The sequence below is a fragment of the Acinetobacter johnsonii genome, from assembly GCF_048551975.1.
GTDB lineage: Bacteria > Pseudomonadota > Gammaproteobacteria > Pseudomonadales > Moraxellaceae > Acinetobacter > Acinetobacter johnsonii_A.
In genome coordinates this window covers 78,314-103,333 of sequence record NZ_JBIMCF010000010.1, presented here as the reverse complement: position 1 = coordinate 103,333, position 25,020 = coordinate 78,314, and the positions used below count along the sequence as shown (strand labels likewise).

Annotated in this window: 22 protein-coding genes; 10 read left to right on the top strand and 12 right to left on the bottom strand. The window is 41.6% G+C overall.

Translation table 11 applies throughout. The features are described 5' to 3' along the window. Positions 1 to 172 precede the first annotated feature (172 nt). On the bottom strand, positions 173 to 2,404 hold the full coding sequence (locus tag ACG9ZB_RS10025) for an NADP-dependent isocitrate dehydrogenase (protein WP_419325588.1): 2,232 nt from the start codon (positions 2,402 to 2,404) through the stop codon (positions 173 to 175). Between the two features lie 513 nt (positions 2,405 to 2,917). Between ACG9ZB_RS10025 and uraH the strand changes: the two genes are divergently transcribed. Further along, entirely contained in the window at positions 2,918 to 3,316 is a 399-nt protein-coding gene (gene uraH / locus ACG9ZB_RS10020) for a hydroxyisourate hydrolase (protein ID WP_419325587.1), read from the top strand. Between the two features lie 81 nt (positions 3,317 to 3,397). Here the strand turns inward: uraH and ACG9ZB_RS10015 are convergent, their stop codons facing one another. Beyond that, entirely contained in the window at positions 3,398 to 5,101 is a 1,704-nt protein-coding gene (locus ACG9ZB_RS10015; RefSeq protein ID WP_419325586.1) for a M61 family metallopeptidase, read from the bottom strand. A 179-nt stretch (positions 5,102 to 5,280) separates the two neighbouring features. Between ACG9ZB_RS10015 and ACG9ZB_RS10010 the strand changes: the two genes are divergently transcribed. The 3 genes from ACG9ZB_RS10010 to ACG9ZB_RS10000 all read left to right on the top strand — a co-directional run bounded on the left by ACG9ZB_RS10010 (position 5,281) and on the right by ACG9ZB_RS10000 (position 8,638). Then, the gene (locus tag ACG9ZB_RS10010) at positions 5,281 to 6,591 is read left to right on the top strand and encodes a D-alanyl-D-alanine carboxypeptidase PBP6B (RefSeq protein WP_419325584.1); all 1,311 of its coding nucleotides are present in this window, start codon (positions 5,281 to 5,283) and stop codon (positions 6,589 to 6,591) included. Between the two features lie 123 nt (positions 6,592 to 6,714). Beyond that, on the top strand, positions 6,715 to 8,016 hold the full coding sequence (locus ACG9ZB_RS10005) for an NAD(P)/FAD-dependent oxidoreductase (RefSeq protein ID WP_419325583.1): 1,302 nt from the start codon (positions 6,715 to 6,717) through the stop codon (positions 8,014 to 8,016). A 139-nt stretch (positions 8,017 to 8,155) separates the two neighbouring features. Then, positions 8,156 to 8,638: an FKBP-type peptidyl-prolyl cis-trans isomerase gene (locus tag ACG9ZB_RS10000; protein WP_058951812.1), complete on the top strand. Its 483-nt coding sequence runs from the start codon at positions 8,156 to 8,158 to the stop codon at positions 8,636 to 8,638. Positions 8,639 to 8,703: 65 nt separating this feature from the next. Here ACG9ZB_RS10000 and ACG9ZB_RS09995 read toward each other — a convergent pair whose 3' ends face one another. Further along, positions 8,704 to 8,982 carry an acylphosphatase gene (locus ACG9ZB_RS09995; protein ID WP_419325582.1) on the bottom strand — a complete coding sequence of 93 codons (279 nt, stop codon included), beginning with the start codon at positions 8,980 to 8,982 and terminating at the stop codon, positions 8,704 to 8,706. Continuing rightward, the gene (locus ACG9ZB_RS09990) at positions 8,979 to 10,448 is read right to left on the bottom strand and encodes an NAD(P)H-hydrate dehydratase (RefSeq protein ID WP_419325581.1); all 1,470 of its coding nucleotides are present in this window, start codon (positions 10,446 to 10,448) and stop codon (positions 8,979 to 8,981) included. Before ACG9ZB_RS09990 ends, ACG9ZB_RS09995 begins: the two co-directional genes overlap by 4 nt. Positions 10,449 to 10,470: 22 nt before the next feature. Between ACG9ZB_RS09990 and queG the strand changes: the two genes are divergently transcribed. Both queG and bioB read left to right on the top strand, forming a co-directional pair. Next, positions 10,471 to 11,565 (top strand): tRNA epoxyqueuosine(34) reductase QueG, encoded by a 1,095-nt coding sequence (gene queG / locus ACG9ZB_RS09985; RefSeq protein ID WP_419325580.1) that lies wholly within the window; start codon positions 10,471 to 10,473, stop codon positions 11,563 to 11,565. Between the two features lie 301 nt (positions 11,566 to 11,866). After that, positions 11,867 to 12,856, top strand: coding sequence for a biotin synthase BioB (gene bioB, locus ACG9ZB_RS09980; RefSeq protein WP_004981788.1), 990 nt, complete (start codon positions 11,867 to 11,869; stop codon positions 12,854 to 12,856). A gap of 83 nt (positions 12,857 to 12,939) precedes the next feature. On the opposite strand, the gene ACG9ZB_RS09975 is transcribed toward bioB, so the two are convergent. Then, positions 12,940 to 13,176: a hypothetical protein gene (locus tag ACG9ZB_RS09975; protein ID WP_339422988.1), complete on the bottom strand. Its 237-nt coding sequence runs from the start codon at positions 13,174 to 13,176 to the stop codon at positions 12,940 to 12,942. A gap of 602 nt (positions 13,177 to 13,778) precedes the next feature. Here ACG9ZB_RS09975 and ACG9ZB_RS09970 point away from each other — a divergent pair. Further along, positions 13,779 to 15,416 (top strand): long-chain-fatty-acid--CoA ligase, encoded by a 1,638-nt coding sequence (locus ACG9ZB_RS09970; RefSeq protein ID WP_419325578.1) that lies wholly within the window; start codon positions 13,779 to 13,781, stop codon positions 15,414 to 15,416. Positions 15,417 to 15,484: 68 nt separating this feature from the next. Here the strand turns inward: ACG9ZB_RS09970 and ACG9ZB_RS09965 are convergent, their stop codons facing one another. The 4 genes from ACG9ZB_RS09965 to prpB all read right to left on the bottom strand — a co-directional run bounded on the left by ACG9ZB_RS09965 (position 15,485) and on the right by prpB (position 19,335). Next, the gene (locus ACG9ZB_RS09965; protein ID WP_419325576.1) at positions 15,485 to 16,411 is read right to left on the bottom strand and encodes an alpha/beta hydrolase; all 927 of its coding nucleotides are present in this window, start codon (positions 16,409 to 16,411) and stop codon (positions 15,485 to 15,487) included. Positions 16,412 to 16,661: 250 nt separating this feature from the next. Continuing rightward, positions 16,662 to 17,123, bottom strand: coding sequence for a DUF2147 domain-containing protein (locus tag ACG9ZB_RS09960; RefSeq protein ID WP_419325574.1), 462 nt, complete (start codon positions 17,121 to 17,123; stop codon positions 16,662 to 16,664). Positions 17,124 to 17,311: 188 nt separating this feature from the next. Then, positions 17,312 to 18,448: a bifunctional 2-methylcitrate synthase/citrate synthase gene (prpC, locus tag ACG9ZB_RS09955; protein WP_419325572.1), complete on the bottom strand. Its 1,137-nt coding sequence runs from the start codon at positions 18,446 to 18,448 to the stop codon at positions 17,312 to 17,314. A 2-nt stretch (positions 18,449 to 18,450) separates the two neighbouring features. Continuing rightward, the gene (gene prpB / locus ACG9ZB_RS09950) at positions 18,451 to 19,335 is read right to left on the bottom strand and encodes a methylisocitrate lyase (RefSeq protein ID WP_279737415.1); all 885 of its coding nucleotides are present in this window, start codon (positions 19,333 to 19,335) and stop codon (positions 18,451 to 18,453) included. Positions 19,336 to 19,581: 246 nt separating this feature from the next. Here prpB and ACG9ZB_RS09945 point away from each other — a divergent pair, with 246 nt between their 5' ends. From ACG9ZB_RS09945 to ACG9ZB_RS09935, 3 genes are all read left to right on the top strand, one after another. Further along, positions 19,582 to 20,232 (top strand): TetR/AcrR family transcriptional regulator, encoded by a 651-nt coding sequence (locus tag ACG9ZB_RS09945; RefSeq protein ID WP_419325570.1) that lies wholly within the window; start codon positions 19,582 to 19,584, stop codon positions 20,230 to 20,232. 121 nt (positions 20,233 to 20,353) lie between these two features. Beyond that, positions 20,354 to 21,274 carry an ornithine carbamoyltransferase gene (gene argF, locus ACG9ZB_RS09940; protein ID WP_419325564.1) on the top strand — a complete coding sequence of 307 codons (921 nt, stop codon included), beginning with the start codon at positions 20,354 to 20,356 and terminating at the stop codon, positions 21,272 to 21,274. Between the two features lie 90 nt (positions 21,275 to 21,364). Next, complete coding sequence (locus ACG9ZB_RS09935; protein ID WP_279734365.1) at positions 21,365 to 21,838, top strand: hypothetical protein; 474 nt, start codon at positions 21,365 to 21,367, stop codon at positions 21,836 to 21,838. Between the two features lie 27 nt (positions 21,839 to 21,865). Here ACG9ZB_RS09935 and ACG9ZB_RS09930 read toward each other — a convergent pair whose 3' ends face one another. The 3 genes from ACG9ZB_RS09930 to clpS form a co-directional block, all read right to left on the bottom strand. Continuing rightward, positions 21,866 to 22,219, bottom strand: coding sequence for a YnfA family protein (locus ACG9ZB_RS09930; protein WP_279734366.1), 354 nt, complete (start codon positions 22,217 to 22,219; stop codon positions 21,866 to 21,868). A gap of 84 nt (positions 22,220 to 22,303) precedes the next feature. Continuing rightward, positions 22,304 to 24,580: an ATP-dependent Clp protease ATP-binding subunit ClpA gene (gene clpA, locus ACG9ZB_RS09925; RefSeq protein ID WP_348937873.1), complete on the bottom strand. Its 2,277-nt coding sequence runs from the start codon at positions 24,578 to 24,580 to the stop codon at positions 22,304 to 22,306. Between the two features lie 9 nt (positions 24,581 to 24,589). Further along, a complete protein-coding gene (gene clpS, locus ACG9ZB_RS09920) occupies positions 24,590 to 25,006 on the bottom strand; it encodes an ATP-dependent Clp protease adapter ClpS (RefSeq protein WP_004981811.1) in 417 nt (138 codons plus the stop codon). Positions 25,007 to 25,020 lie beyond the last annotated feature (14 nt).

The window sequence follows — 25,020 nt, the reverse complement described above, 5'->3', positions numbered from 1 at the left end:
GCTATAATCACGTTGTGTACGTTTAACTCGTTGTTCTCGTGCATGTTCCATAAAATAAGTCTCTTAAGGTGTAAACTTATTTCAGGACGGGACAAAGTACTATTAAAAAAAGCCGATGCATATACATCGGCTTTTTTCACTTTATCGGTAAATTTACAGATTTAGTTTTGACTTAGATCGCTTCAAGTGCAGCGTTCAAAGTCTCACTTGGACGCATTACAGCATTTACTTTAGCTGTATCTACAGCATAGTAGCCACCGATGTCAGCAGCTTGACCTTGAACTTGAGCAAGTTCAGCAATGATCTTGCCTTCGTTTTCAGCAAGCGCTTTCGCAAGTGGAGCAAACTTCGCTTTCAACTCAACATCTTCATCTTGTGCAGTAAGCGCTTCAGCCCAGAACTTCGCTAAATAGAAGTGGCTGCCACGGTTATCTAACTCGCCAGTACGACGTGATGGAGACTTGTCGTTATCAAGTAATTTACCAGTGGCTTGGTCTAAAGTCTTCGCAAGAAGTTTCGCCTGAGCGTTATCTTCTTTAATGCCTAGCTCTTCTAAAGAAACAGCAAGCGCCAAGAACTCACCTAAAGAATCCCAACGTAAGTGGTTTTCTTCGACAAGCTGTTGTACGTGTTTAGGCGCTGAACCACCCGCACCAGTCTCGTACATACCACCGCCCGCCATTAACGGAACGATAGACAACATTTTCGCTGAAGTACCCAATTCCATAATTGGGAACAAGTCAGTCAGGTAGTCACGTAGGATGTTACCCGTTACAGAAATCGTATCTAGGCCACGCGCTACACGTTCAAGTGTATAACGCATTGCACGTACTTGAGACATGATCTGAATGTCTAAACCAGCCGTGTCGTGGTCTTTCAAGTATTTTTGTACTTTCTTGATCACTTCATTTTCGTGCGGACGGTATGGGTCTAACCAGAAGATTGCTGGCATACCCGAGTTACGAGCACGGTTTACTGCAAGTTTTACCCAATCTTGAATAGGTGCATCTTTCACCTGACACATACGCCAGATGTCACCCTCTTCCACGTTCTGAGACATCAACACTTCGCCAGTTTCTAAGTCAGTGATGTTTGCAACACCCGCTTCAGGAATTTCGAAAGTCTTGTCGTGTGAACCGTATTCTTCAGCTTTTTGCGCCATCAAACCAACGTTCGGCACTGTACCCATCGTACGTGGGTCAAAGTTACCATTCCACTTACAGAAATTAATCATTTCTTGGTAGATACGTGCGAAAGTTGACTCAGGCATGACTGCTTTACAGTCATAAGGTTTGCCGTCAGCGCCCCACATTTTACCGCCACCACGAATCATTGCAGGCATTGAAGCATCTACAATTACGTCGTTTGGTGAATGGAAGTTTGTGATGCCTTTCGCCGAATCAACCATTGCAAGTGCAGGACGGTGTTCTTGGCAAGCATGTAAGTCTTCGATGATTTCTTCACGTAAAGATGTCGGTAAAGTTGCAATCTTCTCGTAAAGACCAGCCATACCGTTGTTTACGTTAATGCCTAGCTCATCGAACAATTTAGCGTGTTTTTCAAAAGCATCTTTGTAGTAAATTTTCACACAGTGACCGAAAACAATCGGGTGTGAAACTTTCATCATGGTTGCTTTCACGTGTAAAGAGAACAAAATGCCCGCTTCTTTACAATCATCAAGTTCTTTTTCATAGAAATCGCAAAGCGCTTTCTTGCTCATGAACATTGAGTCGATGATTTCGCCGTCTTGAAGCACAACTCTTGGCTTAAGAACGATGGTTTCACCAGACTTTGTCACGAGTTCCATTTTCACATTACGTGCACGGTCTAAAGTCATTGATTTTTCACCATGGTAGAAGTCACCTTCATCCATGTGAGAAACGTGAGTTTGAGACCATTGCTTCCACTCGCTCATAGAGTGCGGGTGTTTTTTCGCATAGTTCTTAACAGCAGCAGGCGCACGACGGTCAGAGTTACCTTCACGTAATACTGGGTTCACTGCTGAACCAAGACATTTACCATAGCGTGCTTTAAGCGCTTTTTCGTCTTCAGTAGTAGGGTTTTCTGGGTAATCAGGAATCGCGTAGCCTTTTGATTGAAGCTCTTTGATACATGCTGTTAACTGAGCAACAGAGGCACTAATATTCGGGAGTTTGATGATATTAGTATCTGGATCTTGGGTAAGACGACCTAGTTCTGCAAGATTGTCTGGGACTTTTTGCTCTTCTTTTAGGTATTCAGAGAATTCTGCGAGAACACGTGCCGCAACAGAGATATCAGTTTTAACGATCTCTACACCAGCAGGTTTAGTAAAGGTCTCAATGATCGGCAGTAGCGAATAAGTCGCTAGCAATGGCGCCTCGTCGGTCAGTGTGTAAATGATGGTTGACTTTCCACCAGCCATATATAGCCCCTTGCGTTAGATTGAGTTTTTTAGGGTGATGAGCTTCTGGCTCAATCCCTGCGAACCGATGTGCTTGAATAAAACCCTGAAAGTATCGTCCCTCAGGGCTTTACAGTCAACGTAATATCCAGTGATAACGACATTTCGCCAGAAAATACCACTACAGCCTTCGTTTTTCAAAATCACGCCTTTCCACAAGGCTTTATCTCTTGCTTAGAAAATATACAATTTTTTTAGCGACATGTGTTATTGACCTCATTTAAGCCACAACAACAGATATTTTTCATATAATACAGTCTTCAAATCGTTTTACAGTCTTGTAGCCCTACATGCATAAGCATGACTTTTCTCAGCGCTAAATTTAAATCGGCAGAGCCATTCAACATGCTGCAGCTTAAATATTGATAGATAAACCCTCTATGCGTACTCCTCAATTTTTACATTTTTAAACCTATGTTTTTTATAGGGTTGGTTAAACTGAATCTTTTTTCTGCAACAGTCAGGGGCAATTCAATGCTAAAAATGCTGCTTCCGCTCATTGGACTTGGTTTTTCTTCTTGGTGTTTTGCTCAAAATCCATTGAGCGTACATGTGCTGAATTTGGAAAATGGTCTCCCTTCTACCAATGTCAAAGTGACACTTGAAGCCCAACAAAATGATAAATGGACAGAAATCAGCTCAAGCATGACCGATGACCAAGGCCGAATCAATGATTTATATCCCAAAGATACAGCCTTACAAAAAGGTGTATACAAAGTTACCTTTAAAACGGGTGATTGGTTTCGCCAAAAAAATCAGCGCTCATTCTTTCCTGAAGTGCCCGTGGTATTCATAATTGATGGTTCATTGGATCATTACCATATTCCTCTATTAATTAGCCGATATGGCTATTCCACTTATCGTGGTAGTTAATGCACATAAATAAGCGCATAAAAAACCGATGCCTAAGCATCGGTTTTTGTCTGTACAGAATCAAATAAAGTAGCTTAGGGACTAAGCCTTGAACCACTTCTCTGCTTTCGCTTGATCTTCGACTTTCAATTCAACTTCGGTCAGTGCTGAACCAGCAGCTTTTACATCAAAGCTCAGCAACTCATCACGGCGGAATGCCAGAATGCTATAGGTATCGTCTTGCTTGGCATATTTTTCTACCAATTTCACCGTTGCTTTGAGACCATCAATCGCAATGATCACATCATGGGCAGAAAGGCCAGCTTGAGCCGCAGCGCCATCACGACGTGCGCTTTGCACCAATACACCTTCTGGCTTATCTACAAGCTTTAAACCTAACGGTAATGACTTGTCATTTTTCAGGCTATAACTTAAACCAAATTCAGGGAAAAGTTGATCCAGCGGCAACTCATCTGTGGTGTTAATGAGGTGATTGACTTGCTCAATCCAGTTATCACCCGTCAGCTCATTACACAACTCAACAATCCTACGCTCATGTACTTGTATGCCCTTTTGCGCATTTTCATAAAGTTTACGCATAAGTGCATCTAGACTTGAACCACGTAAGCGCAAACCTAAGTCTAAGCATAGGGCAACCAAACAGCCTTTATTGTAATAGCTGGTGCCTGCATTGTTCGAGTTTTCATCCTGACGGTAAAATTTCACCCATGCATCAAAGCTAGACTCAGACACAGACTGAACAAAACGACCCGGATTTTGCAAATAGCGATCAATCTGAGTTTTGAGCAGTTTGATATATGAGGCTTGGGAAATAACACCACTACGCAGCAAAATCAGGTCATCATAATAAGACGTGAAACCTTCAAAAATCCAAAGCAAAGAGGTATAGCCTTCTTTGTTGAGATCATAATTGATAAAGTTTTCAGGACGAATGAATTTGACCAACCATGAGTGGAAATATTCATGGCTACATAAACCTAAGAAACGTTGATAGTCTTCAGACGGCTCTTCAGGCTCGTTAGCTCTTGGTAAGTCTTCGCGTGGACTAATCAAGCTGGTTGAATTTTGATGCTCCAAACCACCATAACTATTTGCTGTTGCCATCGTCATAAAGGTGTAGTTTGAAAATGGCGCTGAACCGAACATTGAAATTTCTGTTGCACAGATTTTTTCAATGTCTTGCTGCATACGTGCAGCATTCATGGCATGTTTACCTGACACCACAAACTCGTGCGGAATACCATTAGCTTCAAAACCAAAACGCGTCTGTTCGGCCAACTCAAATGGTGCATCAATCAGCTCGGCATAGTTTTTGGCTTTTAAAGTAAAACGACCTTTAACGAGGCTTTTTGAAGTCATACCAGTAGCCAATTGGAAGTGTTTCAGCTCATCAGGAAGGAACAGTTCAACTTCAACTGCTTTGTCTTCTTGACCCTCCAAACCTAAGCAAGCACATGCGGGGTTTACATATAAACGGGTTTGATCTACATACGCACCGCGCACCGACAGATCATAGGCATAGACATCATACTCAACCGTAATCAGTTCATGGTCAGTATTAAAAAGACGCCATTTATTCTTTTCAAATTTTTGAATTTCTAACAAACGCCCTTCTTCATCATAAGCACGAACCGATTCTATATGCTTTGAAAACTCGCGAATGAGGTAACTACCCGGAATCCAAGTCGGTAATGAAAGTACCTGTGTTGGGTCTGCTACAAAACGTAAAGTCACGTGTATAAGGTGCTGACGATAATCGTCAAATTCGATCTGATAGTGCAACATAATGGGCGATACAAAATAAAATGAAATGAGTTATAACTTAGCTTAGCATTATTTACGCCAGTTTTGCGTCACAGTCACATTTGTCTGCATTTTTGACTGGTCATTAAGGAAAAAAAGGCATAGCATTTGCAGCTGTTTTAGGTTTAAAAGTCACGGAATGGCTTGGTTAGGGAATTTCATTGAAAGCTGTCATCTACTTCATCGCTACACTCTTCGCCTTATGTTCAAGTTTCACTCAAGCGGCATTGCTTAATATTGCTCCTGAAACAGTTGAAGCTCAAGCTTGGACAGTTTTTGACAGCCAATCGGGGCAAGTCATTGCAGAGCATAATAGTCATGTTCAACGTGCACCCGCTTCGCTCACCAAAATGATGGTGGCGTATATTGCACTCAAAGAAATCAATAAAGGAAAGCTCAATAAGAGCGAAATTCTTACCGCAACACCTGTGGTCAGTACGGTGATGTGGGATGAGTCCCAAATGTACTTAAAACAAGGCGAACAGATTTCGGTGGATCAGCTTCTAGCGGGTTTAGTGGTCATGTCGGCCAATGATGCAGCGGTGACTTTGGCAGAACGTATTTCTGGTGATATTCCTCACTTTGTGGCACGAATGAACCAAGAAGCCAAAGCGCTGGGAATGACTGAAACTCATTTTCAAAACCCTGCGGGTATCACCATGCCAGAGCACTATTCGACTGCACATGATTTAGCGCTCTTAGGCCAAGCCTTGGTGAATGAAACGCCAGACTATTTATACTATTCAAAACAACAAAGTTTTAGCTATAACCAACGCTTTCACCGTGCAACCAATGTTCTGTTAAAACAAGACCCGACAGTAGATGGCTTAAAAACAGGTTATACCAAAGCAGCAGGATACAATTTAGCTCTGACGGCAAACCGCCCGACCATGAATCTAAATAATACAAACCGTCGTTTGGTGGTCATCGTTTTGGGCACAGAAAGCGCAGCAAAGCGTGCTGAAGTTGCACACAACCTCATGAATTTGTCTTATACCTATACTCGCAATGAAGTTGCATTAAAAGATAAGCAAATTATCGCTGAACTGCCTGTCGTCAAATCCACATTGAAAATGTTCAAAGTGGAAAGTAAGCAACCGAAAATTGTGACCACATCGTTGTACGATCAACCGTATGCCATTGACTTACATGCCTTCGACCAGACCAACCAACGCATTATGCTTAATACAGGCAATGGCACTATTCAACGCATTGATCCATTAGAGTCTACAAAAACGCATTTCAACATTGAAGTGTTGCAAAACAAGCTGACCGCTCCGCTGGCTGAAGTCATGCAACTGGCAAAAGTTCAGGTTTATCAAAACAATCAGCTCATTCAAACGTTTACCATTGAAGAAGATGTACAAATTGAAGAAGCCAATATTTTCCAGCGTCTAATGTTTTGGTTCAAAAGCTTGTTTCCATTTTTATCAAGCGATGAACCTAAAGTAAAAACCTATACACTCGGTTAAGTTCGAGCAGTATCCCGAGTTTTATACTTTATGTAAATTGTAAGACAATCTAATTATCAATAAATCAAGAAGATGGCATATTCAATGCCATCTTCTTTTTTAATAATAAATAGGTTGCTTCATATGGTTATACAAACAGAACAAGTGCCACACCATATTGTTATTATTGGCGGTGGTGCTGGCGGTCTAGAGTTAGCAACGCAACTCGGTGACAGCTTCGCAAAATCCAAGTGGGTTAAAATTACCCTCGTCGATCAAAACCTCACCCACATCTGGAAACCCTTACTCCACGAAATTGCGGCAGGTACACTCAACCCAAGTGTTGAAGAAATTAATTATTTTGCACATGCTTCTAAGCATCACTATGAGTTTGTTTTGGGTCGTTTTGTCGGGTTAGATCAAGAACATAAACAAGTAAAACTTGAAGCACGCCAATATGCCAAACAAAGCACTGAAACCACACAGTTTGAACTCAACTATCACACCTTAGTCCTAGCCGTCGGTTCGACCTCTAACGACTTTGCGACCGAAGGCGCTAAACATTACTGCCACTTCCTCGACAGTCGTCAGCAAGCTGAAATTTTCCAGCAAGACCTTCTACATTTGTATTTGGATGCACAAAACCGCCCCGAAACACGCGCACTCAATATTGCTATTATTGGTGCAGGTGCCACAGGTGTTGAGCTTGCAGCCGAATTAATCCATGCGAAAAGTACCTTTTTTAAATACGGTCTCAATAAAATTGACCCAAACAAAGTCAAAGTGACCTTGATTGAGGCAGCGGATCGTATTCTTCCCACCCTATCCACCAAAATGGCCACGCACACACATACTCAATTGGAAAAGCTTGGCGTTGAAGTCCTCACCCATCACCGTGTTGCCAAGTTAGACAAAGACCATGTCTATTTTGCCGACGGCTCACACATCGATGCCGATCTAAAAGTTTGGGCAGCGGGCATCAAAGCACCTTTCGTTTTAAATGCGCTTGAAGGCTTTGAAAAAGATGCGATTGGACGTCTTAAAGTCTATGCAACTTTGCAAACCCGTTCCGACCCCGACATTTTTGCTTTTGGCGATTGTGCTCATTGCCAGCCCGAGGCCGATGAACCAGTCCTTGGCCCACGCGCTCAAGTGGCGAGCCAACAAGCTGCCTTTTTGGTTCGTGCGCTTAAAGCACGCATTCGTGGTCAGTCTTTGCCGATGTTTAAATTTTCTGACAAAGGTTCTTTGGTTTCCCTCAGTCAATATAAAGCTGTGGGCGAGCTACTGGGCCAAGTTAATGTGCAAGGCGTGCTGGCAAAAACCATGTATGTTTCTTTATATCGCCTTCATCAGGCCACCTTACATGGCTATAGCCAAGCTGGGTTAATGACCGCAAAAGACCTGATGAATAAAAAAGTCGGTCCGAAAATAAAATTACATTGAAATCTGAAAATGCGTCCCCACTAATAAAAAAACGCCATAAAAACGTGGAAAATGCAGTTTTTTTGCTAAATTTAGTCTACAAAAGCTGCTTTTCACTTTATGATATACCCCTTAAATTCTAAATGAATGGACGAAAAACATGACTGCTATCGCAAATGATCACGTGGTTTCTTTCAACTACAAATTGACTAACGCTGAAGGCGAAACGCTAGACCAATCACAAGGTGAACCACTTGCATATTTGCACGGCGCAGGTAACATCATCCCAGGTTTAGAAAATGCATTGCTAGGCAAAACTGTAGGTGAAAAATTCACTGTTACTGTTCCTGCTGCTGAAGGTTATGGCGAATACAATCCTGAACTCGTTCAAGAAGTTCCAGCGCAAATGTTCCAAGGCGTAGACAACATCCAAGCGGGTATGCAGTTCCAAGCTCAAACTGATGATGGCGTTCAAATCGTAACTGTAAAAGCAGTTGAAGGCGAAAACGTAATTGTTGATGCGAACTTCCCACTTGCTGGTCAAGACTTAACTTTCGAAGTTGAAATCGTAGAAATCCGCGATGCAACTGAAGACGAATTACAGCACGGCCATGCACACGGTGCTGGTGGTCACCACCACTAAGATTTAACATCTTAGAAAAAAGGGCGAAAGTTTAACTTTCGCCCTTTTTTATTTTGAATACTTAGTCATTCGCGACGTATTTGAAAATCTGTAAAGGTTTGCTGTTTTGAAACCAATTCTACGATGACCACATCCGTGACTACCGCATGAGTTGGCCCGACTTTAGCATGATTCACCAGTTCGGCAACCATACCATCATTTCCAAAAAGCAACGCTTCAACTGCACCTGAAGCCAGATTCTGTACATAACCCTTTAAACCTAAAGCAACAGCATATTGTGCAAACCAGCGTCGATATCCAACACCCTGAACTTTTCCCGATATGGTCAGTTTTACTGCTTTCATACTGTATGCTCTCGGTTCACGACCTTATAAATAGCCTGACTCATTTGCTGTGCTTGTAAACCACGCTCACCTTGTTGAGCCAAAAGATCGCCTGCTTGGGCATGTAAGGTCACAATTTGATGTAACGCAATGTCATCTTTCAACTGTGCTTTTAAACTGGCAATCATGCCTGCCAATACATCTCCCATACCACCTGTACCCATCCCTGGATTACCTGCGGTACAAATCCAAAGTTGCGTATCTAAAATCAAGCTTCCTGAACCTTTCAGCACCCATTGTCCTGCATATTTTTTTTGTAAAGCATAAATAGCTGCAATGCGGTCAGACTCCACCGCTGAGGTACTGATACCGAGCAAAGTCGCTGCCTCGCCAGGATGCGGTGTTGCGTAGATCTGCTCACCGAGTTTTACAGGTCTTGAGGCTAAGAACCATAAAGCATCCGCATCCAACACCACCTGTAAAGCACTGGTCTGAATGAGTGGAAACCATGCATCAAACTGCTGCTGAGCCCACGAGTCTCTCCCCAAGCCCATACCAAAACTGACTGCATCCACATGTGCCACCAACGCTTCACGCTCTTGGAGCGACATTTGGTTAATATCGCGCAGCATAATATTGGGTGCACGGGCTAAAATCGCAGTATGGTGTTTTGCATCACATACCACCGTCACCTTGCCTGCACCAGCATGAAAGGCAGCTTCTGCAGCTAACATCACCGCACCACCCATCTGCGCATGCCCCCCAATCACCAGTACATGACCATAACTTCCTTTATGTCCAAAGGCTTGACGTGGTACAAGTTGCACATACTGTGGAGCAAGTGAAGCTAAAGGTTTTAAAGCACTGTCTACAGGAAGTAGCGAAATAAGTTCAACAACTCCTGCATAAGCTTTACCCTGCCCAGTAAATAAACCCGCCTTTAAGCCCAGAGCCGTAAAGGTATAATCGGCGACAACTGCACAAGGTAAAGCTTGCCCCGTGTTGGCCTGCAAACCACTTGGAATATCAACCGCAATTTTTAAACTTGTTTGTCTATTGATCTGCTGAATCACTGTCTGCCAGTCTGAACTGAGTTCACGGTTTAACCCAATGCCAAACAAAGCATCAATATAGGCATCATATGAATGTTGAAAAGCAAAACCGCTATGAATCATTATCCCATGTTGCACAGCTGCTGCATGTGCTTGTTGCAGTGAAGTAGACTCTCCCAAAGCTGCTGCATAAATTTCAACATCATAGCCTTGCGCGGCTAGATACGATGCAATCAAGTAACCATCACCTGCATTGTTGCCTTGACCACAACACACCGCAACGCTTTTGATCTGCTGCTGTTTAAGCCTAGGCAGCATATGTTCAGTTGTTGCCCATGCGACTTGTTGCATCAGCCCATAAGCACTATTTTGCTGCGCGAACCAACGTCCTTCCCATGCTTGAATCTCACTGCTGTGGTACACTTGCTGATGCATGATTTTTCCTTTGTTCTTGGTTATGACAACATCCACATCTTCCTCAAAAATCCCTGTAGATCAATATGATCCAGAGCAGCTTAAGGCTTGGATTAAAGCTGAAGCACTGGCTTTAGGATTTTCTGATTGTGTCATCGCCAAACCAGATGCTCAAGCTGAATTGCCGCGTTTTAAAAAATATTTAGAACTTGGTTATCATGGTGACATGCATTTTCTTGCTGAAAACTTAGAAAAACGCGCAGATCCAACACTGCTTGTTCCGGGCACCAAAAGTATTATTTGTGTGCGTATGGATTATTTGGTAGCCGTTCCTGAACCACGTCTTGTGCCTTTTGCACCAAATAGCGCCATCATTGCGCGTTATGCACGCGGACGTGACTATCACAAAGTCATGCGTGGGCGTTTAAAGACCCTTTCTCAGAAAATCAAAGCCAAAGTTGGCGATTTTGAATCTCGCCCCTTTGCAGACTCAGCACCCATTTTTGAAAAATCATTGGCTGAAAATGCGGGCATGGGCTGGGTCGGTAAACACACCTTACTCATTCATAAAACATCAGGCTCATTTTTTGTTTTGGGTGAGCTCTTTACCTCTTTAGAGCTACCTTTTGACCAAGCCACCACCAAACACTGTGGTTCATGTAGCGCTTGTATTGATATTTGTCCGACCCAAGCCATTGTTGAGCCTTATTTATTAGATGCACGTAAATGCATTGCCTATTTAACTATTGAGTTTCAAGGCATTATTCCTGAAGAACTACGCCGCGGTATTGGTAACCGTGTGTTTGGTTGCGATGACTGCCAGCTCATTTGCCCGTGGAATAGCTTTGCCAAAACCACACCAATTGATGATTTTAACCCGCGTCATGGCTTGGATGACATTCAACTAATTGACCTTTGGCAATGGGATGAAAACACCTTTATGACAAATACAGAAGGGAGTCCCCTACGTCGTACAGGCTACCAAAGCTTTATGCGTAACGTCGCGATTGGTTTAGGTAATGCACCATTTTCAGATGAAATATTGCAGCAATTACAAGCTTCTCGCCCAGAGCTAAACGATATTGTGCAAGTCCATATTGACTGGGCCATCCAAGAGCAACTGATGAAAAAGCACTAAAACTTGCTTCAAACAGACTCAATCAATAAAAGTTCAATCAAATAGCCATTTGCTTGCATAATTTTATTTATTTTATCTATTTAGCTGCATTTTCAGTGTAACTCAAAATCCAAATAAATAGAATTTTGCGGCCAAATTTCCGAAAAAACGCTCAACTTTGCAACTATTTTTACAATCTCATAAAAAGATAAAATTAAAAACATAATCGGGAGATACTATTAAAACTGAGCAATAATGCCTTTTAAGTTGGCACGTTAAATGTATGATGTATACAAGTTAGAATTAAAAATGGATCGCCATTATGAACCTACGCAATGATTGGACGCGTGAAGAAATCGAAGCTTTGTATGATCAGCCCTTTCTTGATCTCGTCTTTCAAGCGCAGACCGTACATCGCCAACATTTCCAAGCCAACACCATTCAAGTCAGTACTTTACTGTCGATTAAAACAGGAAAATGTCCTGAAGACTGTAAGTACTGTTCTCAGTCAGCACGTTATGACTCAAAACTTGAAGCCGAAAAGCGAATTGCTGTAGACAAAGTTATTTCAGAAGCCAAAGAAGCTTTAGCCTCAGGCTCATCTCGTTTTTGCATGGGCGCAGCTTGGCGTAACCCACATGAACGTGACATGCCTTATGTACTAGAAATGGTTAAAGAGGTAAAAGCACTTGGTTTAGAGACTTGCATGACTTTAGGAATGCTGAATGAGTCTCAAGCTGGGCGTTTAAAAGATGCAGGTTTAGATTATTACAACCATAACCTCGACACTTCACGCGAGTATTATTCACATATTATTAGTACACGTACCTTTGACGACCGTTTAAATACCTTAGAATATGTCCGTCAAGCAGGCATGAAAGTGTGTAGCGGTGGTATAGTGGGTCTAGGTGAAAAGAAAGAAGACCGTATTGGTTTATTGCAAGAACTTGCAACGATGCCAATTCACCCAGAATCTGTGCCAATCAACATGTTGGTTCCAATTGAAGGCACGCCACTGGCAGATGTTGAAAAACTCGATGTGACGGAATGGATTCGTACCATTGCTGTTGCGCGCATTATCATGCCGCACAGCTATATCCGCCTATCTGCAGGTCGTGAAGCACTTTCCGACTCAGACCAAGCACTTGCATTTATGGCGGGTGCAAATTCGTTGTTCTCAGGTGAGAAACTACTGACCACGCCAAATGCAGGCGAAGGTAAAGATCGTCAACTGTTCACCAAATTAGGTTTAGTGGCAGAAAAGCCAAAACCAACAGTGGCAGACCTTAGCCTAGATGCCATGGCAAGCTAATTCCCAAGATTTGCTAAACACAAAAAAGCCCCTTATTCAGTATGGGGCTTTTTTAATGTCTATATATTTAACCTTCAGGCTATTTAACGTTCGGGCGACTGAGCAAAATTATGTGCCGTAATTAAAATACCATAACTGGCATTCAGATAATCACCTTGGAAGATCTCATCTTCACCATTGGCATGGCGTACGGTTAAGGTTTGTCGAATCGCGTCATAGTGAAAAGAATCAAAACACTCTTGATGCTGACACAGCCAGCTTAAGGTATCACTCAAATTATCATCAACAATATAAGTCTGTGCTTGAAAATTTTTAGTCATCATTGGAATACGCTAACAATGTTATGTGGCTATTGTAAGCCGTTCTGCGTCAATTCAGTCGAACTAAGCCATAAAAAAATACAGGCATTAAAAAGTGAGCCTACGCTCACTTTTCCTTAAGATGATTAGTCGGTTTTAGAATCACCGCACTTTCGGCATTCCATATGCTCCCCTATTTCAGTCATTTGTTCATATTCATAAACGTGGATGCAAAATAATTTTTTAAACAACTGAAGCATTTTTAACTCCTGTAAATGATTTTTTAAAAATTCGCTTCTTAAAATAGGTATATCTTCCTGAAATACCCACAACTCATATCTCATGAGCTATACACAGTTTTAAACATACTTTTTATAAATTTCAAGTGCCTTTTGTCGAATAACAACATAAAGTGATAAATGGTCATTTACTTTTTTAAATGATGCTTTTTATTTACTTGCCGTTCTACCTCACATCGCTGTTACAAATGGGGCTGAGAATGAAACAATGCTTGATTTAAATTTGGATCAAGCTAGGATAAAAATACAATCAATGCTTAAAACAGATGTTTCGAGCAACCAATAAAGAATTTGATAAAAAAGCAACGATAAGGATATTTATACATGCTTGGACGTATGATGTTTCAACCGCTATTAATTAGCAATCTTATTGATCACGCAGAACGCTACCATGCCGATACAGCCATTATTTCTAAAAATACAGACGGAAGTATTACTGAAACCAACTGGGCCAAAGTCGCAGCCAACTCTAAGCGATTTGCCAATGTACTCAAAGGCTTAGGACTTTCACAAAGTGACCGTGTGGCGACCATCGCATGGAACAATCATCGGCACCTAGAATCTTGGTATGCGATCTCTGGCAGTGGCTATATTTGCCATACCATCAACCCACGTTTATTTCCAGAACAACTGATTTTTATTATCAATGATGCCCAAGACCGTGTGGTGTTATTTGATAAAACCTTTGCGCCACTTATTGCTGCAGTAAAAGCACATTTACCCCATGTAGAGCACTTTATCTGCTTAGATGCCGCAGATGATGCTATTACAGAAAAAATTGCCGATGTGAAATTTTATGATGACTTGGTCAGTAAAGAGTCTGAACAGTTTACATGGCCAAGCTTTGATGAACAAACTGCAAGCTCTTTGTGCTATACCTCAGGCACAACGGGAAATCCAAAAGGTGTGCTATATAGCCACCGCTCTACCATTTTGCATAGTTTTGCCATCAGCCTACCCGATTCTCTTAATTTGTCTGCAAATGACATCATGTTACCCGTAGTGCCAATGTTCCATGTTAATGCTTGGGGTACACCTTATGCAGCAGCTATGGTCGGTTGTACGGTTGTATTGCCAGGGCCAGGCTTAGATGGGCCAAGTTTAGTGAATATGATTGACACATATAAAGTCACTGTGGCTTTGGGTGTACCCACCATTTGGCAAGGTTTACTGGCAGCAGCCAAACAAACAGGCAGCCAACTGGCAAGTATGAATCGTAACGTTGTCGGGGGTTCTGCATGTCCACCATCCATGTTAGCAGCCTTTAAAAATGACTATAACTGTGACACCATCCATGCATGGGGCATGACCGAAACCAGCCCACTCGGTTCTGCCAACCAGCTTAAAGCCAAACATCAACAGCTTTCTGAACAAGAGCGTTTCCAGCTGCGACTTTCTCAAGGCCGTCCGCCTTTTGGCGTGGATTTACGTCTTACCGATGAAGAAAAAGGCAGCCATGAAATTGCCCGCGATGGTGAGCAGATTGGAAATCTACAAATTAAGGGCCACTGGATTATTGACAGTTACTTTGGTAAAGATGTCTCTGCACTCACGACCGATGGCTGGTTTGACACAGGTGATATTGCAACCTTAGATGAAGATGGCTTCTTATGCATCAGTGACCGCTCTAAAGATTTAATTAAGTCTGGCGGCGAATGGATTTCATCAGTTGAACTTGAAAACCTTGCGATGGGACATTCAGATATTCTTATGGCAGCCGTTATTGCGGCCGAACATCCAAAATGGGATGAGCGTCCTATTGTCATCGCTGTGAAGAAACCCGATAGCACGGTCACTGAACAAGGTGTCTTAGACTACTATACGGACAAAATTGCGAAATGGCAGATCCCTGACCGTGTGATTTTTGTCGACAGCATTCCACTGAGTGGTACGGGTAAAATGCTAAAACGTGAACTCCGCGCCCAATATGGTCAAGTACTACTAGAACAAAATCCTGTTTAACGTTGTTGAGAATAAAAGCCTGATCATATGGTCAGGCTTTTATTTATGTTCGGATAATTTAAATACCATCAATACAATTTATTTAAAAGCACATCCAATAAAGACGCTTTAAACACCTCACCATGCTTTAGATTTGGATAGATTAAAAATTTAGACTCTATGCCCTGTTGATCGAATATAGACAAAATTTCTCTATTTTTATTGATGCCATTTGCATCAAAATTAGCGCTTTGCTGTGTTCCAGTATGTGTTAAAAGATCACCTTCCATCAGCCATACATGTTTTTGTGGCTCTTTGACTAATTTTACGGCTCTAATTTTTTGCATCATGCGCTCATCAGCCCAAGAAAGTGATGGACTTGCAGCAAAGAAATAGCTGAAATAACGACCATCGAGCAAGCTATCCAGCACAAAAAGCCCTCCATAGGAATGCCCCCATAACGCTCTTTTTTGCGCATCCAGCTTTACATTCTGCTCAACCCAAGGGGCGATATCCTTCAAAATTACATTTCTAAAATCAGCACTCCCCCCGCTCATCCGCTCTGGATTTCTTGGGTCTTGGGCTGGTTTTCCCGTTAATAAGTCTGCTGGAGTATAGTCAAGTGAACGAAAAGCTGTGGCAAATGGCAAATTGGTTTTATAACCAATGGCAACCAATACAGGGGAATCATTTGCATACAAAGACTTGAGTATTTCTTCATTCAGATGGGACATCACAGCGTTTCCATCCAGCATAAAGACCGATGCATACGCGTTCTGCGTCTTCTGTACTGTCTTTGGAATACCTAACCAAACGCGATAAGTTTTATTTTGATCTGTAGTTGCAAATTCTTTGACTTTAAAGCTGTAATAAGCCGAGCCGATTTCTGCAATATTGGCAGGTAAAGATTTCATTTCAGGTTTCGCATAAGCACTTAAGCTAGTACCCAAGATCAACAACGAACCAAAAATTCGCAAAAGCACAGTAGTAAAAATCTTTCTATAAAGATGAGTCATTTTTCGTATACACAGCCATGAGATACTGAAGCTTAGCATACAATAATAGTTATCATTATCAATTAAATAATTCTTAATCATCTCTCTTTATGGTATAGGCAACGTTTTCTTTGACCACACACTCTGAAAGATGATTTTTCCTTTTTATACGTATTCAACAAGTCTAGCAAATACCGTTCCAGCTTTTTTATCCATAAAAAAGCCACCGCACTATGAAAGTGCAATGACTCTATCGACACAATCAAAAGACTTAAAGCTTTTTCCATGTCATATTGCTCAAACCTTTCCCATCTTTTGCTGAGGCTTGTACCTTCATCTGATCTTTACCTGCATTGAGCAGCGCAGTATTGATGTTATACACACGGCCATCTTGAGGATTCAACCATTGACCTTTTACGAATTTTTGACCTGTTGCATCCCCCACTAAGCCATTCAGCACTTGCATACCAAAAATCGGTTTATCCTTAAGCCCACCCTGACACTTACTGCATACATCAATCACACGCGCTCCAGCCAAAGGATAGTACTTGGTCACCACTGCGCTATATTGTGATGTTTTAGAATTCTTACGAATCACAATATCTGAAATATAATATCCTGTCCGATCATCAATCACTTTCCATGTTCCAATAAGCGGGTCAAATGGCATGGCGAAAGCAGAATGAGACAACCCCAAAAACAGTGCTGATACACACAAAAACTTATGTTTCATAAAATAAATTACAATAAAAAATGAAGAAATAAACGGTCGCGATTATAGCAATTTTATTCTTTTTATTATCTATTATTTCATTAAAATTAAATATTTATATAAATTAATCCGTGAGAAAAATCAACAAAAAATTGCATATAAAAAAAGCCTCCCAAGAGGCTTTTTTTATAATGTATCAGAACTTCATATTAAGCCGCTGAACGCTCCTCAATCGGTACTACTTTACGCAGCTCAGGCCCAGTATAGTCCGCACTTGGGCGAATAATACGGTTGTCTGCACGTTGTTCCATCACATGCGCTGCCCAACCTGTCACACGGCTCATCACGAAGATTGGTGTGAATAATTTGGTCGCAATACCCATGAAGTGGTATGCCGATGCATGGAAGAAGTCTGCGTTACAAAATAATTTCTTTTCACGCCACATCACTTCTTCACAACGGACTGAAACTGGGTACAGTACCGTGTCACCGACATCTTTGGCTAAGCGCTCTGACCAAATTTTGATGATGCCATTACGTGGATCATTGTCTTTGTAGATTGCATGACCAAAGCCCATGATCTTTTCTTTACGTTCCAATTTGCCCAGCATTTCTCGCTCAGCCTCTTCAGGTGACGTCCAGTTTTCAATCATTTCCATCGCTGCTTCGTTTGCTCCACCATGTAGTGGACCACGCAGTGAACCAATTGCACCGGTAATGCATGAATGCATATCAGATAAGGTAGAAGCGCATACACGTGCAGTGAAAGTCGATGCGTTGAATTCATGCTCTGCATAGAGGATCAGTGAGACATTCATCACTTGTTCATGCAGTTCATTTGGTTTTTCACCACGTAGTAGGTGTAGGAATTGAGCACCGATTGAATCGTCATCGGTATTCTCTTCAATACGTACGCCATCATGACTAAAACGGTACCAGTAGCAAATGATCGCTGGAAGCGTTGCGAGAATGCGGTCTGCAACATCTTGTTGCTGTTCAAATGACTGTTCGGTTTCTAGGTTACCTAGCATTGAAACGCCTGTGCGCATCACATCCATAGGGTGTGAATCCGCAGGAATACGCTCTAGCACTTCTTTCAGTGCTTGTGGCAAGGTACGTAAAGATTTCAATTTTGCTTTATAAGCAGCCAATTGCTCTGAAGTCGGCAATTCACCAAAGAAAATCAGGTATGCAACTTCTTCAAACTGGCAGTTTTCAGCCAAGTCTTGAACGTCATAACCACGGTAGGTTAAACCTGCCCCGCTTTTGCCTACGGTTGATAGTGCTGTCTTTCCTGCGACTTGTCCGCGCAATCCTGCGCCTGTGAGGACTTTTCCTTCAGCCATTTTTAATTCTCCTGTTTAAACAGCTTGTCTAATGTGTTTTCAAAGGTGTGGTAATCCAGAAATTCGTAGAGTTCTTTGCGCTGTTGCATTTTGTCGAGGACGTTGACTTGGGTTCCGTCGTTACGGATGGCATGCATGACTTCAAGTGCTGCCTTTTGCATGGCACGTGTCGGTGACAGTGGGTACAGCACCATCGAGATGCCTTGTTCTGCCAGTTGTTCTTTGGTGTAATATGGGGTATCGCCAAATTCGGTAATGTTCGCCAGTACAGGGACACCGACTGCATCACAGACGGTTTTGTACATGGTAATGTCAGTCATTGCTTCAGCAAAGATCGCATCGGCACCGGCTTCTACACAAGCACAAGCACGGTCAATCACCGCTTGTAGACCTTCTTTTTGTAGGGCATCGGTACGTGCCATCACCACAAAGTTTGTATCGGTTTTAGCATCAACTGCGGCTTTTACGCGGTCGACCATTTCTTGTTGGGTGACGATTTCTTTATTTGGGCGGTGGCCACAACGTTTTTGGGCCACTTGGTCTTCGATGTGCACTGCGGCTGCACCTGCGGCAATCATTTGTTTCACAGTGCGGGCAATGTTAAATGCCCCACCCCAACCGGTGTCGATATCGACCAGTAACGGGGTATCTACACGTTCGGTAATGCGGCGTACATCTTCCAAAACATTATCCAGACTGGTCATGCCTAAGTCAGGCAATCCATAAGAGTAGTTGGCTACACCAGCACCCGAAAGGTAGATGGCCTTGTAGCCCACCTGTTTCGCCATCATTGCTGCATAAGCATTGACTGTACCGATAATTTGTAATGGTTTTTCCACTTCTAGTGCTTGTCTAAATCTTAAGCCTGCAGATTTTTGTTCTGTCATCGTCCTTTCCACGGCATTTACTTTAATTTTCGAGTTTTGAGTATAGCCATAATGACTGAATTGGCTATGACATTTTAGAATGAAAACTCTAAAACTTTAGTCCCATGGTTCACGCTTTTATTGTGTAATTTTCTTCCACGCACTGAGGTTTAGTGATAAACAGATAAGCCTCAAAACAACAATGTGTACATATTTTTGCTATGATAGCAACTAGAGATCTACATTTATTAGGCTGTTGTTAGTTATATGCACGACTCAGTTCAACTAGAACCCCTTACACGTGACATACCTCACACAAAACGAGGTCATGAACGCTGTCTTGCATTTTTATTAAGTGCAAACGAGTTGTTTTTGCAACATGGCTACGATGCTGTTTCACTTGATGATATTGTCAATCATGCGGGTGGTTCAAAAGCATCCATTTACAAATATTTTGGCAATAAAGACGGTCTTTTTACGGCAATTTGCGACTACCGTCGTGAGCTGTTTTTTAAAGATATTTGTATGCCTTTTGATTTCGCTAAGGACAATTTGCGCGTTTATTTAATACAAACCATTTTAAATATTCAAACGCATCTTGCACTTCCAGAAAATGCTTCTTTTTTAAGACTCATTATGGAACAAGTACAGCGTAATCCGCAGTTGGCCTTTCATATTCACAAACAAGGACCTAAACATATTGAAGATGCCGTGGCTTGCATTTTAAGCAAAGCAGATGAAATAGGCATTATTCGATGTGAACATCCAAATTATTCTGCCCAGCTTTTTTTTGGCATTGTGCGCGAGTTAGAGTGGCGAGTACTCATGAACATCTATGTTGAAGAAAATGAACAAGAAAATCTAGAATATGTTCATTATTGTGTAGATCGTTTCTTAGCAGGTCATCAAAAAGTCTAGTTTTTTTGCAATTTCCTTTGCATATAGTATATTAATCGACTCTCTTTTTTCTTTTCACCAACCAACAACTAATTGTTGTTCTATACCTATTTCGGTTTTCAGCAATTATTGTGGAGTAACAATGGCTCTACGTCACTTTCTTACCTTACGCGATTTATCTACTTTAGAACTGAACCAAGTTGTGCAACGCGGTATCGAACTAAAGCGTAAACAGCACAACAGCGAAGTCTTCCAACCGTTTGTTGGTAAAGTCATGGGTATGATTTTTGAAAAATCGAGCACCCGTACCCGTGTATCGTTCGAAGCAGGCATGAGCCAGTTTGGTGGCAGTGCAATTTTCCTCTCTCCACGAGACACCCAATTGGGCCGTGGTGAACCGATTGAAGATTCAGCACGCGTGATTTCAAGCATGTTGGATATTGTGATGATCCGTACTTTTGGACATGACATTGTAGAACGCTTTGCTTCTTACTCTAAAGTTCCTGTTATCAATGCTTTAACTGACGATCACCACCCTTGCCAACTCCTTGCAGACATGCAAACCTATGTGGAACACCGTGGTTCAATTGAAGGTAAAACTGTGGCATGGATTGGTGATGGCAACAACATGTGTAATTCATATATCGAAGCTGCGCATATGTGGGGCTTTAAGTTAAAAATTGCTGCGCCTAAAGGTTATGAACCCAAAGTAGAATTTTTAAATGAATTTGCGCATTGTGCTGAACTAGTTAACTCAGCTGAAGATGCTGCCGTAAATGCAGACCTTATCGTGACCGATGTATGGGCAAGCATGGGCCAAGAAGAAGAGCAAAAAATTCGTGAAGCTGCGTTTGCAGACTATCAAGTAAATGAACGTCTTATGGATCTTGCTCATCCTGATTGTTTATTTATGCATTGTTTACCAGCACATCGCGGCGAAGAAATTTCCGAAAAGATGCTCGACCATAAAAATTCCGTGGTTTGGGATGAGGCTGAAAACCGCTTACATGCACAAAAAGCATTGATTGAGTTTTTAATCAATGAAAATACCAAGAAAGATTAATTAATTTTCCCAACGAAAAGCACCTAAGGGTGCTTTTTTTATACTGGCAAAGCTATAATCAGAACATAATTTTTATAAGCGACACTTTCCATGCATTTCAAAAAAACTGGCCTGTGCCTTGCTACAATCCTAAGCTCTACTTTTTTTCAGGTTCAAGCCTCAGAATTTGATGACTACTTACAGTCCAAACAAATTATTGATGCAAATTTTAAAATTAAACAGCCTGAAACTCTGAACGAGATTTTAACTGTATTAACCGCAGAAGACTCACGAACTCTCCCAATTGAAATTGATAACAACACCATCATTGAACAATTTAATTTATATGCAGACCATACCGAGCTTAAAGGCTTGATCATTACCCCTGATTTTGCGCAGTTTGAACAGGATTTGGGTGCGAAAGAAGTTCAAAAAGTGATTAAAAAGAATGTTGTGCAAAACTGCAATATTTTCTTCGAGCATCAATATCAACGTCATAACCCCTACATTGTAAAATTACAGCTCAGCTCTGAGAAAAATAGCTATGATTTAGAATTAAAGCAAAAAGATTGTGGTATCAAATAGTACCTTTCTAGCGATTGGTTCTCTACTTTAGCGAACCAATCCTTGCGGTTGTAAGATAATCATGGCCGCACCAATTAATACCACTGCCCCACCCATTATGTCCCAACGGGATAAATAAACTTGATCGACATAACGCAACCATAGCAATGCGGTAAAAATATAAATGCCACCATAAGCTGCATAAATTCGCCCCGATGCCGCAGGATGTAAAGTCAATAACCAGACAAAAAAAGCTAAGGCTAAAACAGTTGGCAACCATAACCACTGTGATTTTCCCTGATTTAAAATCAAATAAGGAAAATAACAACCCAATATTTCCATCACTGCTGTTATAAAAAACAAAAGTACGGTACTGGCAATTTTTGTGATCTGAATATCCATAAGTGACTTTACTTAAAAGAGGAATACACAAAAAATAACCCATGTTCAACATGGGCTATTTTCATTCATGATGCAATATAAAAATTAAGCAGGTTCAGCAGTTTGATCTTCAAAGACTTCAAGTTTCAAACCAACCGCTTTACCATTCTCTTTCTTAACAGAAACAGCGACATTTCCACCCTGTTCAGCTAATTCACCGAATAAAATCATTTCTGCCAATGGCTTTTTCAAGTGTTCCTGAATCAGGCGTTGCATTGGACGGGCGCCCATCAGACGATCATATCCATGCTCAGCCATCCATTCACGCGCATCTTGATCAACCTCAAGAATCACTTTTTTATCATCCAATTGAGCTTGTAATTCAGTCAAGAACTTATCTACTACATTTTCAATCACGGTAGTAGGTAGAGACTTAAATTGAATCACACCATCTAAACGGTTACGGAATTCTGGCGAGAAGGCTTTTTTCATTGCTTCCTGGTTATCATTACTGTTGTCTTGATCCATGAAACCAATGCTGACTCGTGAAATACTTTCCGCACCAATATTGGTAGTCAGTACTAAAATCACATTACGGAAATCTGACGTACGACCATTATTGTCTGTCAATGAGCCATGATCCATAATTTGCAGCAATAAGTTAAATACGTCAGGATGTGCTTTTTCAATCTCATCTAGCAACAACACACAATGCGGGTTTTTATGAATCGCATCGGTAAGTAAGCCACCCTGATCAAAACCGACATAACCCGGAGGCGCGCCAATTAAACGTGAAACTGCATGACGCTCCATATACTCAGACATATCAAAGCGTACTAATTCCACACCTAACAATTTTGCCAACTGCTTGGTAACTTCAGTTTTACCCACGCCTGTAGGGCCAGCAAATACAAAACTACCCACTGGTTTGTCTGGTGTTTTTAAGCCAGCGCGTGACAGTTTAATTGCAGATGCCAAAGCTTCAATGGCTTCATCTTGCCCAAACACTACGCGTTTTAAATCACGCTCTAAATGTTCAAGTACGCTCTTGTCATCTTTCGATACTGTTTTTGGTGGAATACGTGCAATTTTAGAGACGATATCTTCAATGTTTTCCACTGTGATTAAAGTATCATCTTGCTCAGCTCTTAAACGGCGCTGCGCACCCGCTTCATCAATCACATCAATGGCTTTGTCTGGCAAGAAACGGTCATTAATAAATTTAGCCGATAGCTCTACCGCAGACACCAATGCTTTATCGTCATATTTCACATGGTGAAATTCTTCAAATTTCGATCTTAGTCCACGTAAAATATCAATTGTTTCAGAAATTGAAGGCTCATTGACATCAATCTTTTGGAAACGGCGTGAAAGTGCATGGTCTTTTTCAAATACCTGACGATACTCTTGAAAAGTGGTCGAGCCAATGCAGCGCAAAGTACCATTTGCCAATGCAGGTTTAATTAAATTCGATGCATCCATAGTGCTGCCCATGCTTGAGCCTGCACCAATAATCATGTGTATTTCATCGATAAATAAAATGGCATCAGGTTTCTTTTTTAAGGCATTTAATAGTTGTTTTAAACGCTTTTCAAAGTCACCACGGTATTTCGTACCCGCGACCAATGCACCGATATCCAAACTATACACTTCAGCATTTGCCAATGGTTTCGGTGCTTTACCATTAACAATGAGCCAAGCTAAGCCTTCAGCAATCGATGTTTTACCGACACCAGGATCACCGACCAATAATGGGTTATTTTTACGACGACGGCATAGAATTTGTGCTGCACGCTCAATTTCTTTTTCACGACCAATTAAAGGATCCGTTTTACCCTTTTGTGCCTCAATATTTAAGTTGCTTGTATACAGCTCTAAAGGGCCTGCGTTGCTTGAACTAGCAGATTCACCATCGAGATCTTCAATTTCTTCTTCCACTTGCACTTCGTCTTTACGTGTGCCGTGTGCCAAGTATTGTGTCAGTGTTAAACGGTTAATTTGATGACGTTTCAAGAGGTAGACTGCAAAAGAGTCACGTTCAGAGTACATCGCCACTAAAATATCTGCGCCTTCAACTGTACGATCACCACCACTTGATTGCACATGGAAAATTGCACGTTGTAAAATACGGTCAAAACTTTCAGTTGGATGCGGAGCTTGGTCACTGTTTTCGCCCAGTTTAGGGGTGTGCTGCTCTACATATTCTTCAAGCTCTTTGCGAAGCACAATAATATCTGCACCACAGGCTTTCAATGCATTTACGGCCGAATCATTATCGAGTAAAGCCAATAATAAATGTTCAACGGTTAGGAATTCATGTCTCTTTTGTCGAGCCATACTAACAGCCAAACGTAAGGATACTTCTAATTGACGACTGAGCATGGAACCCCCTTAATCTTTCGGCTCAATCTGACAAAGTAAAGGATGACCTTGAGACCGAGCGTAATTATTGACTTGGTTTGCTTTTGTTTCCGCGATGTCTCTCGGGTAAACGCCTGCAACACCTTTTCCTTCATAATGTACAGTTAGCATTACTTGAGTGGCTTGGTCAAGATTCAAAGCAAAGTATTGTTGTAAAATTTCAATAACAAAGTCCATTGGGGTGTAGTCATCGTTCATTAAAACGACAGCATAGAGTGGCGGGCGCTTAAGTTCTGGTGGCGCAGTTTGGACAGCGACATCCCCATTTTCTTCTTCATGCGGTTCATCATTGCTCAAGCGCGGGCTGATATGCCAATCGACATAGCCAGATTCATGAAAAGACTGCTTGATTTCATTTAAACACGTTGAACGCTTAGAGATACCCATAAACTTACAATTCA

Excerpts from the sequence above, each read along its gene's own strand:
- ACG9ZB_RS09995 (WP_419325582.1), bottom strand. The coding sequence starts at position 8,982 with ATGAAAGCAGTAAAACTGACCATATCGGGAAAAGTTCAGGGTGTTGGA.
- clpA (WP_348937873.1), bottom strand. The coding sequence starts at position 24,580 with ATGCTCAGTCGTCAATTAGAAGTATCCTTACGTTTGGCTGTTAGTATG.
- ACG9ZB_RS09935 (WP_279734365.1), top strand. The coding sequence starts at position 21,365 with ATGCATTTCAAAAAAACTGGCCTGTGCCTTGCTACAATCCTAAGCTCT.
- ACG9ZB_RS10025 (WP_419325588.1), bottom strand. The coding sequence starts at position 2,404 with ATGGCTGGTGGAAAGTCAACCATCATTTACACACTGACCGACGAGGCG.
- ACG9ZB_RS09965 (WP_419325576.1), bottom strand. The coding sequence starts at position 16,411 with ATGACTCATCTTTATAGAAAGATTTTTACTACTGTGCTTTTGCGAATT.
- uraH (WP_419325587.1), top strand. The coding sequence starts at position 2,918 with ATGCTAAAAATGCTGCTTCCGCTCATTGGACTTGGTTTTTCTTCTTGG.
- ACG9ZB_RS10005 (WP_419325583.1), top strand. The coding sequence starts at position 6,715 with ATGGTTATACAAACAGAACAAGTGCCACACCATATTGTTATTATTGGC.
- clpS (WP_004981811.1), bottom strand. The coding sequence starts at position 25,006 with ATGGGTATCTCTAAGCGTTCAACGTGTTTAAATGAAATCAAGCAGTCT.
- ACG9ZB_RS09960 (WP_419325574.1), bottom strand. The coding sequence starts at position 17,123 with ATGAAACATAAGTTTTTGTGTGTATCAGCACTGTTTTTGGGGTTGTCT.
- ACG9ZB_RS09975 (WP_339422988.1), bottom strand. The coding sequence starts at position 13,176 with ATGACTAAAAATTTTCAAGCACAGACTTATATTGTTGATGATAATTTG.
- ACG9ZB_RS10000 (WP_058951812.1), top strand. The coding sequence starts at position 8,156 with ATGACTGCTATCGCAAATGATCACGTGGTTTCTTTCAACTACAAATTG.
- bioB (WP_004981788.1), top strand. The coding sequence starts at position 11,867 with ATGAACCTACGCAATGATTGGACGCGTGAAGAAATCGAAGCTTTGTAT.
- ACG9ZB_RS09930 (WP_279734366.1), bottom strand. The coding sequence starts at position 22,219 with ATGGATATTCAGATCACAAAAATTGCCAGTACCGTACTTTTGTTTTTT.
- argF (WP_419325564.1), top strand. The coding sequence starts at position 20,354 with ATGGCTCTACGTCACTTTCTTACCTTACGCGATTTATCTACTTTAGAA.
- prpC (WP_419325572.1), bottom strand. The coding sequence starts at position 18,448 with ATGGCTGAAGGAAAAGTCCTCACAGGCGCAGGATTGCGCGGACAAGTC.
- ACG9ZB_RS09945 (WP_419325570.1), top strand. The coding sequence starts at position 19,582 with ATGCACGACTCAGTTCAACTAGAACCCCTTACACGTGACATACCTCAC.
- queG (WP_419325580.1), top strand. The coding sequence starts at position 10,471 with ATGACAACATCCACATCTTCCTCAAAAATCCCTGTAGATCAATATGAT.
- ACG9ZB_RS10015 (WP_419325586.1), bottom strand. The coding sequence starts at position 5,101 with ATGTTGCACTATCAGATCGAATTTGACGATTATCGTCAGCACCTTATA.
- prpB (WP_279737415.1), bottom strand. The coding sequence starts at position 19,335 with ATGACAGAACAAAAATCTGCAGGCTTAAGATTTAGACAAGCACTAGAA.
- ACG9ZB_RS09990 (WP_419325581.1), bottom strand. The coding sequence starts at position 10,448 with ATGCATCAGCAAGTGTACCACAGCAGTGAGATTCAAGCATGGGAAGGA.
- ACG9ZB_RS09970 (WP_419325578.1), top strand. The coding sequence starts at position 13,779 with ATGCTTGGACGTATGATGTTTCAACCGCTATTAATTAGCAATCTTATT.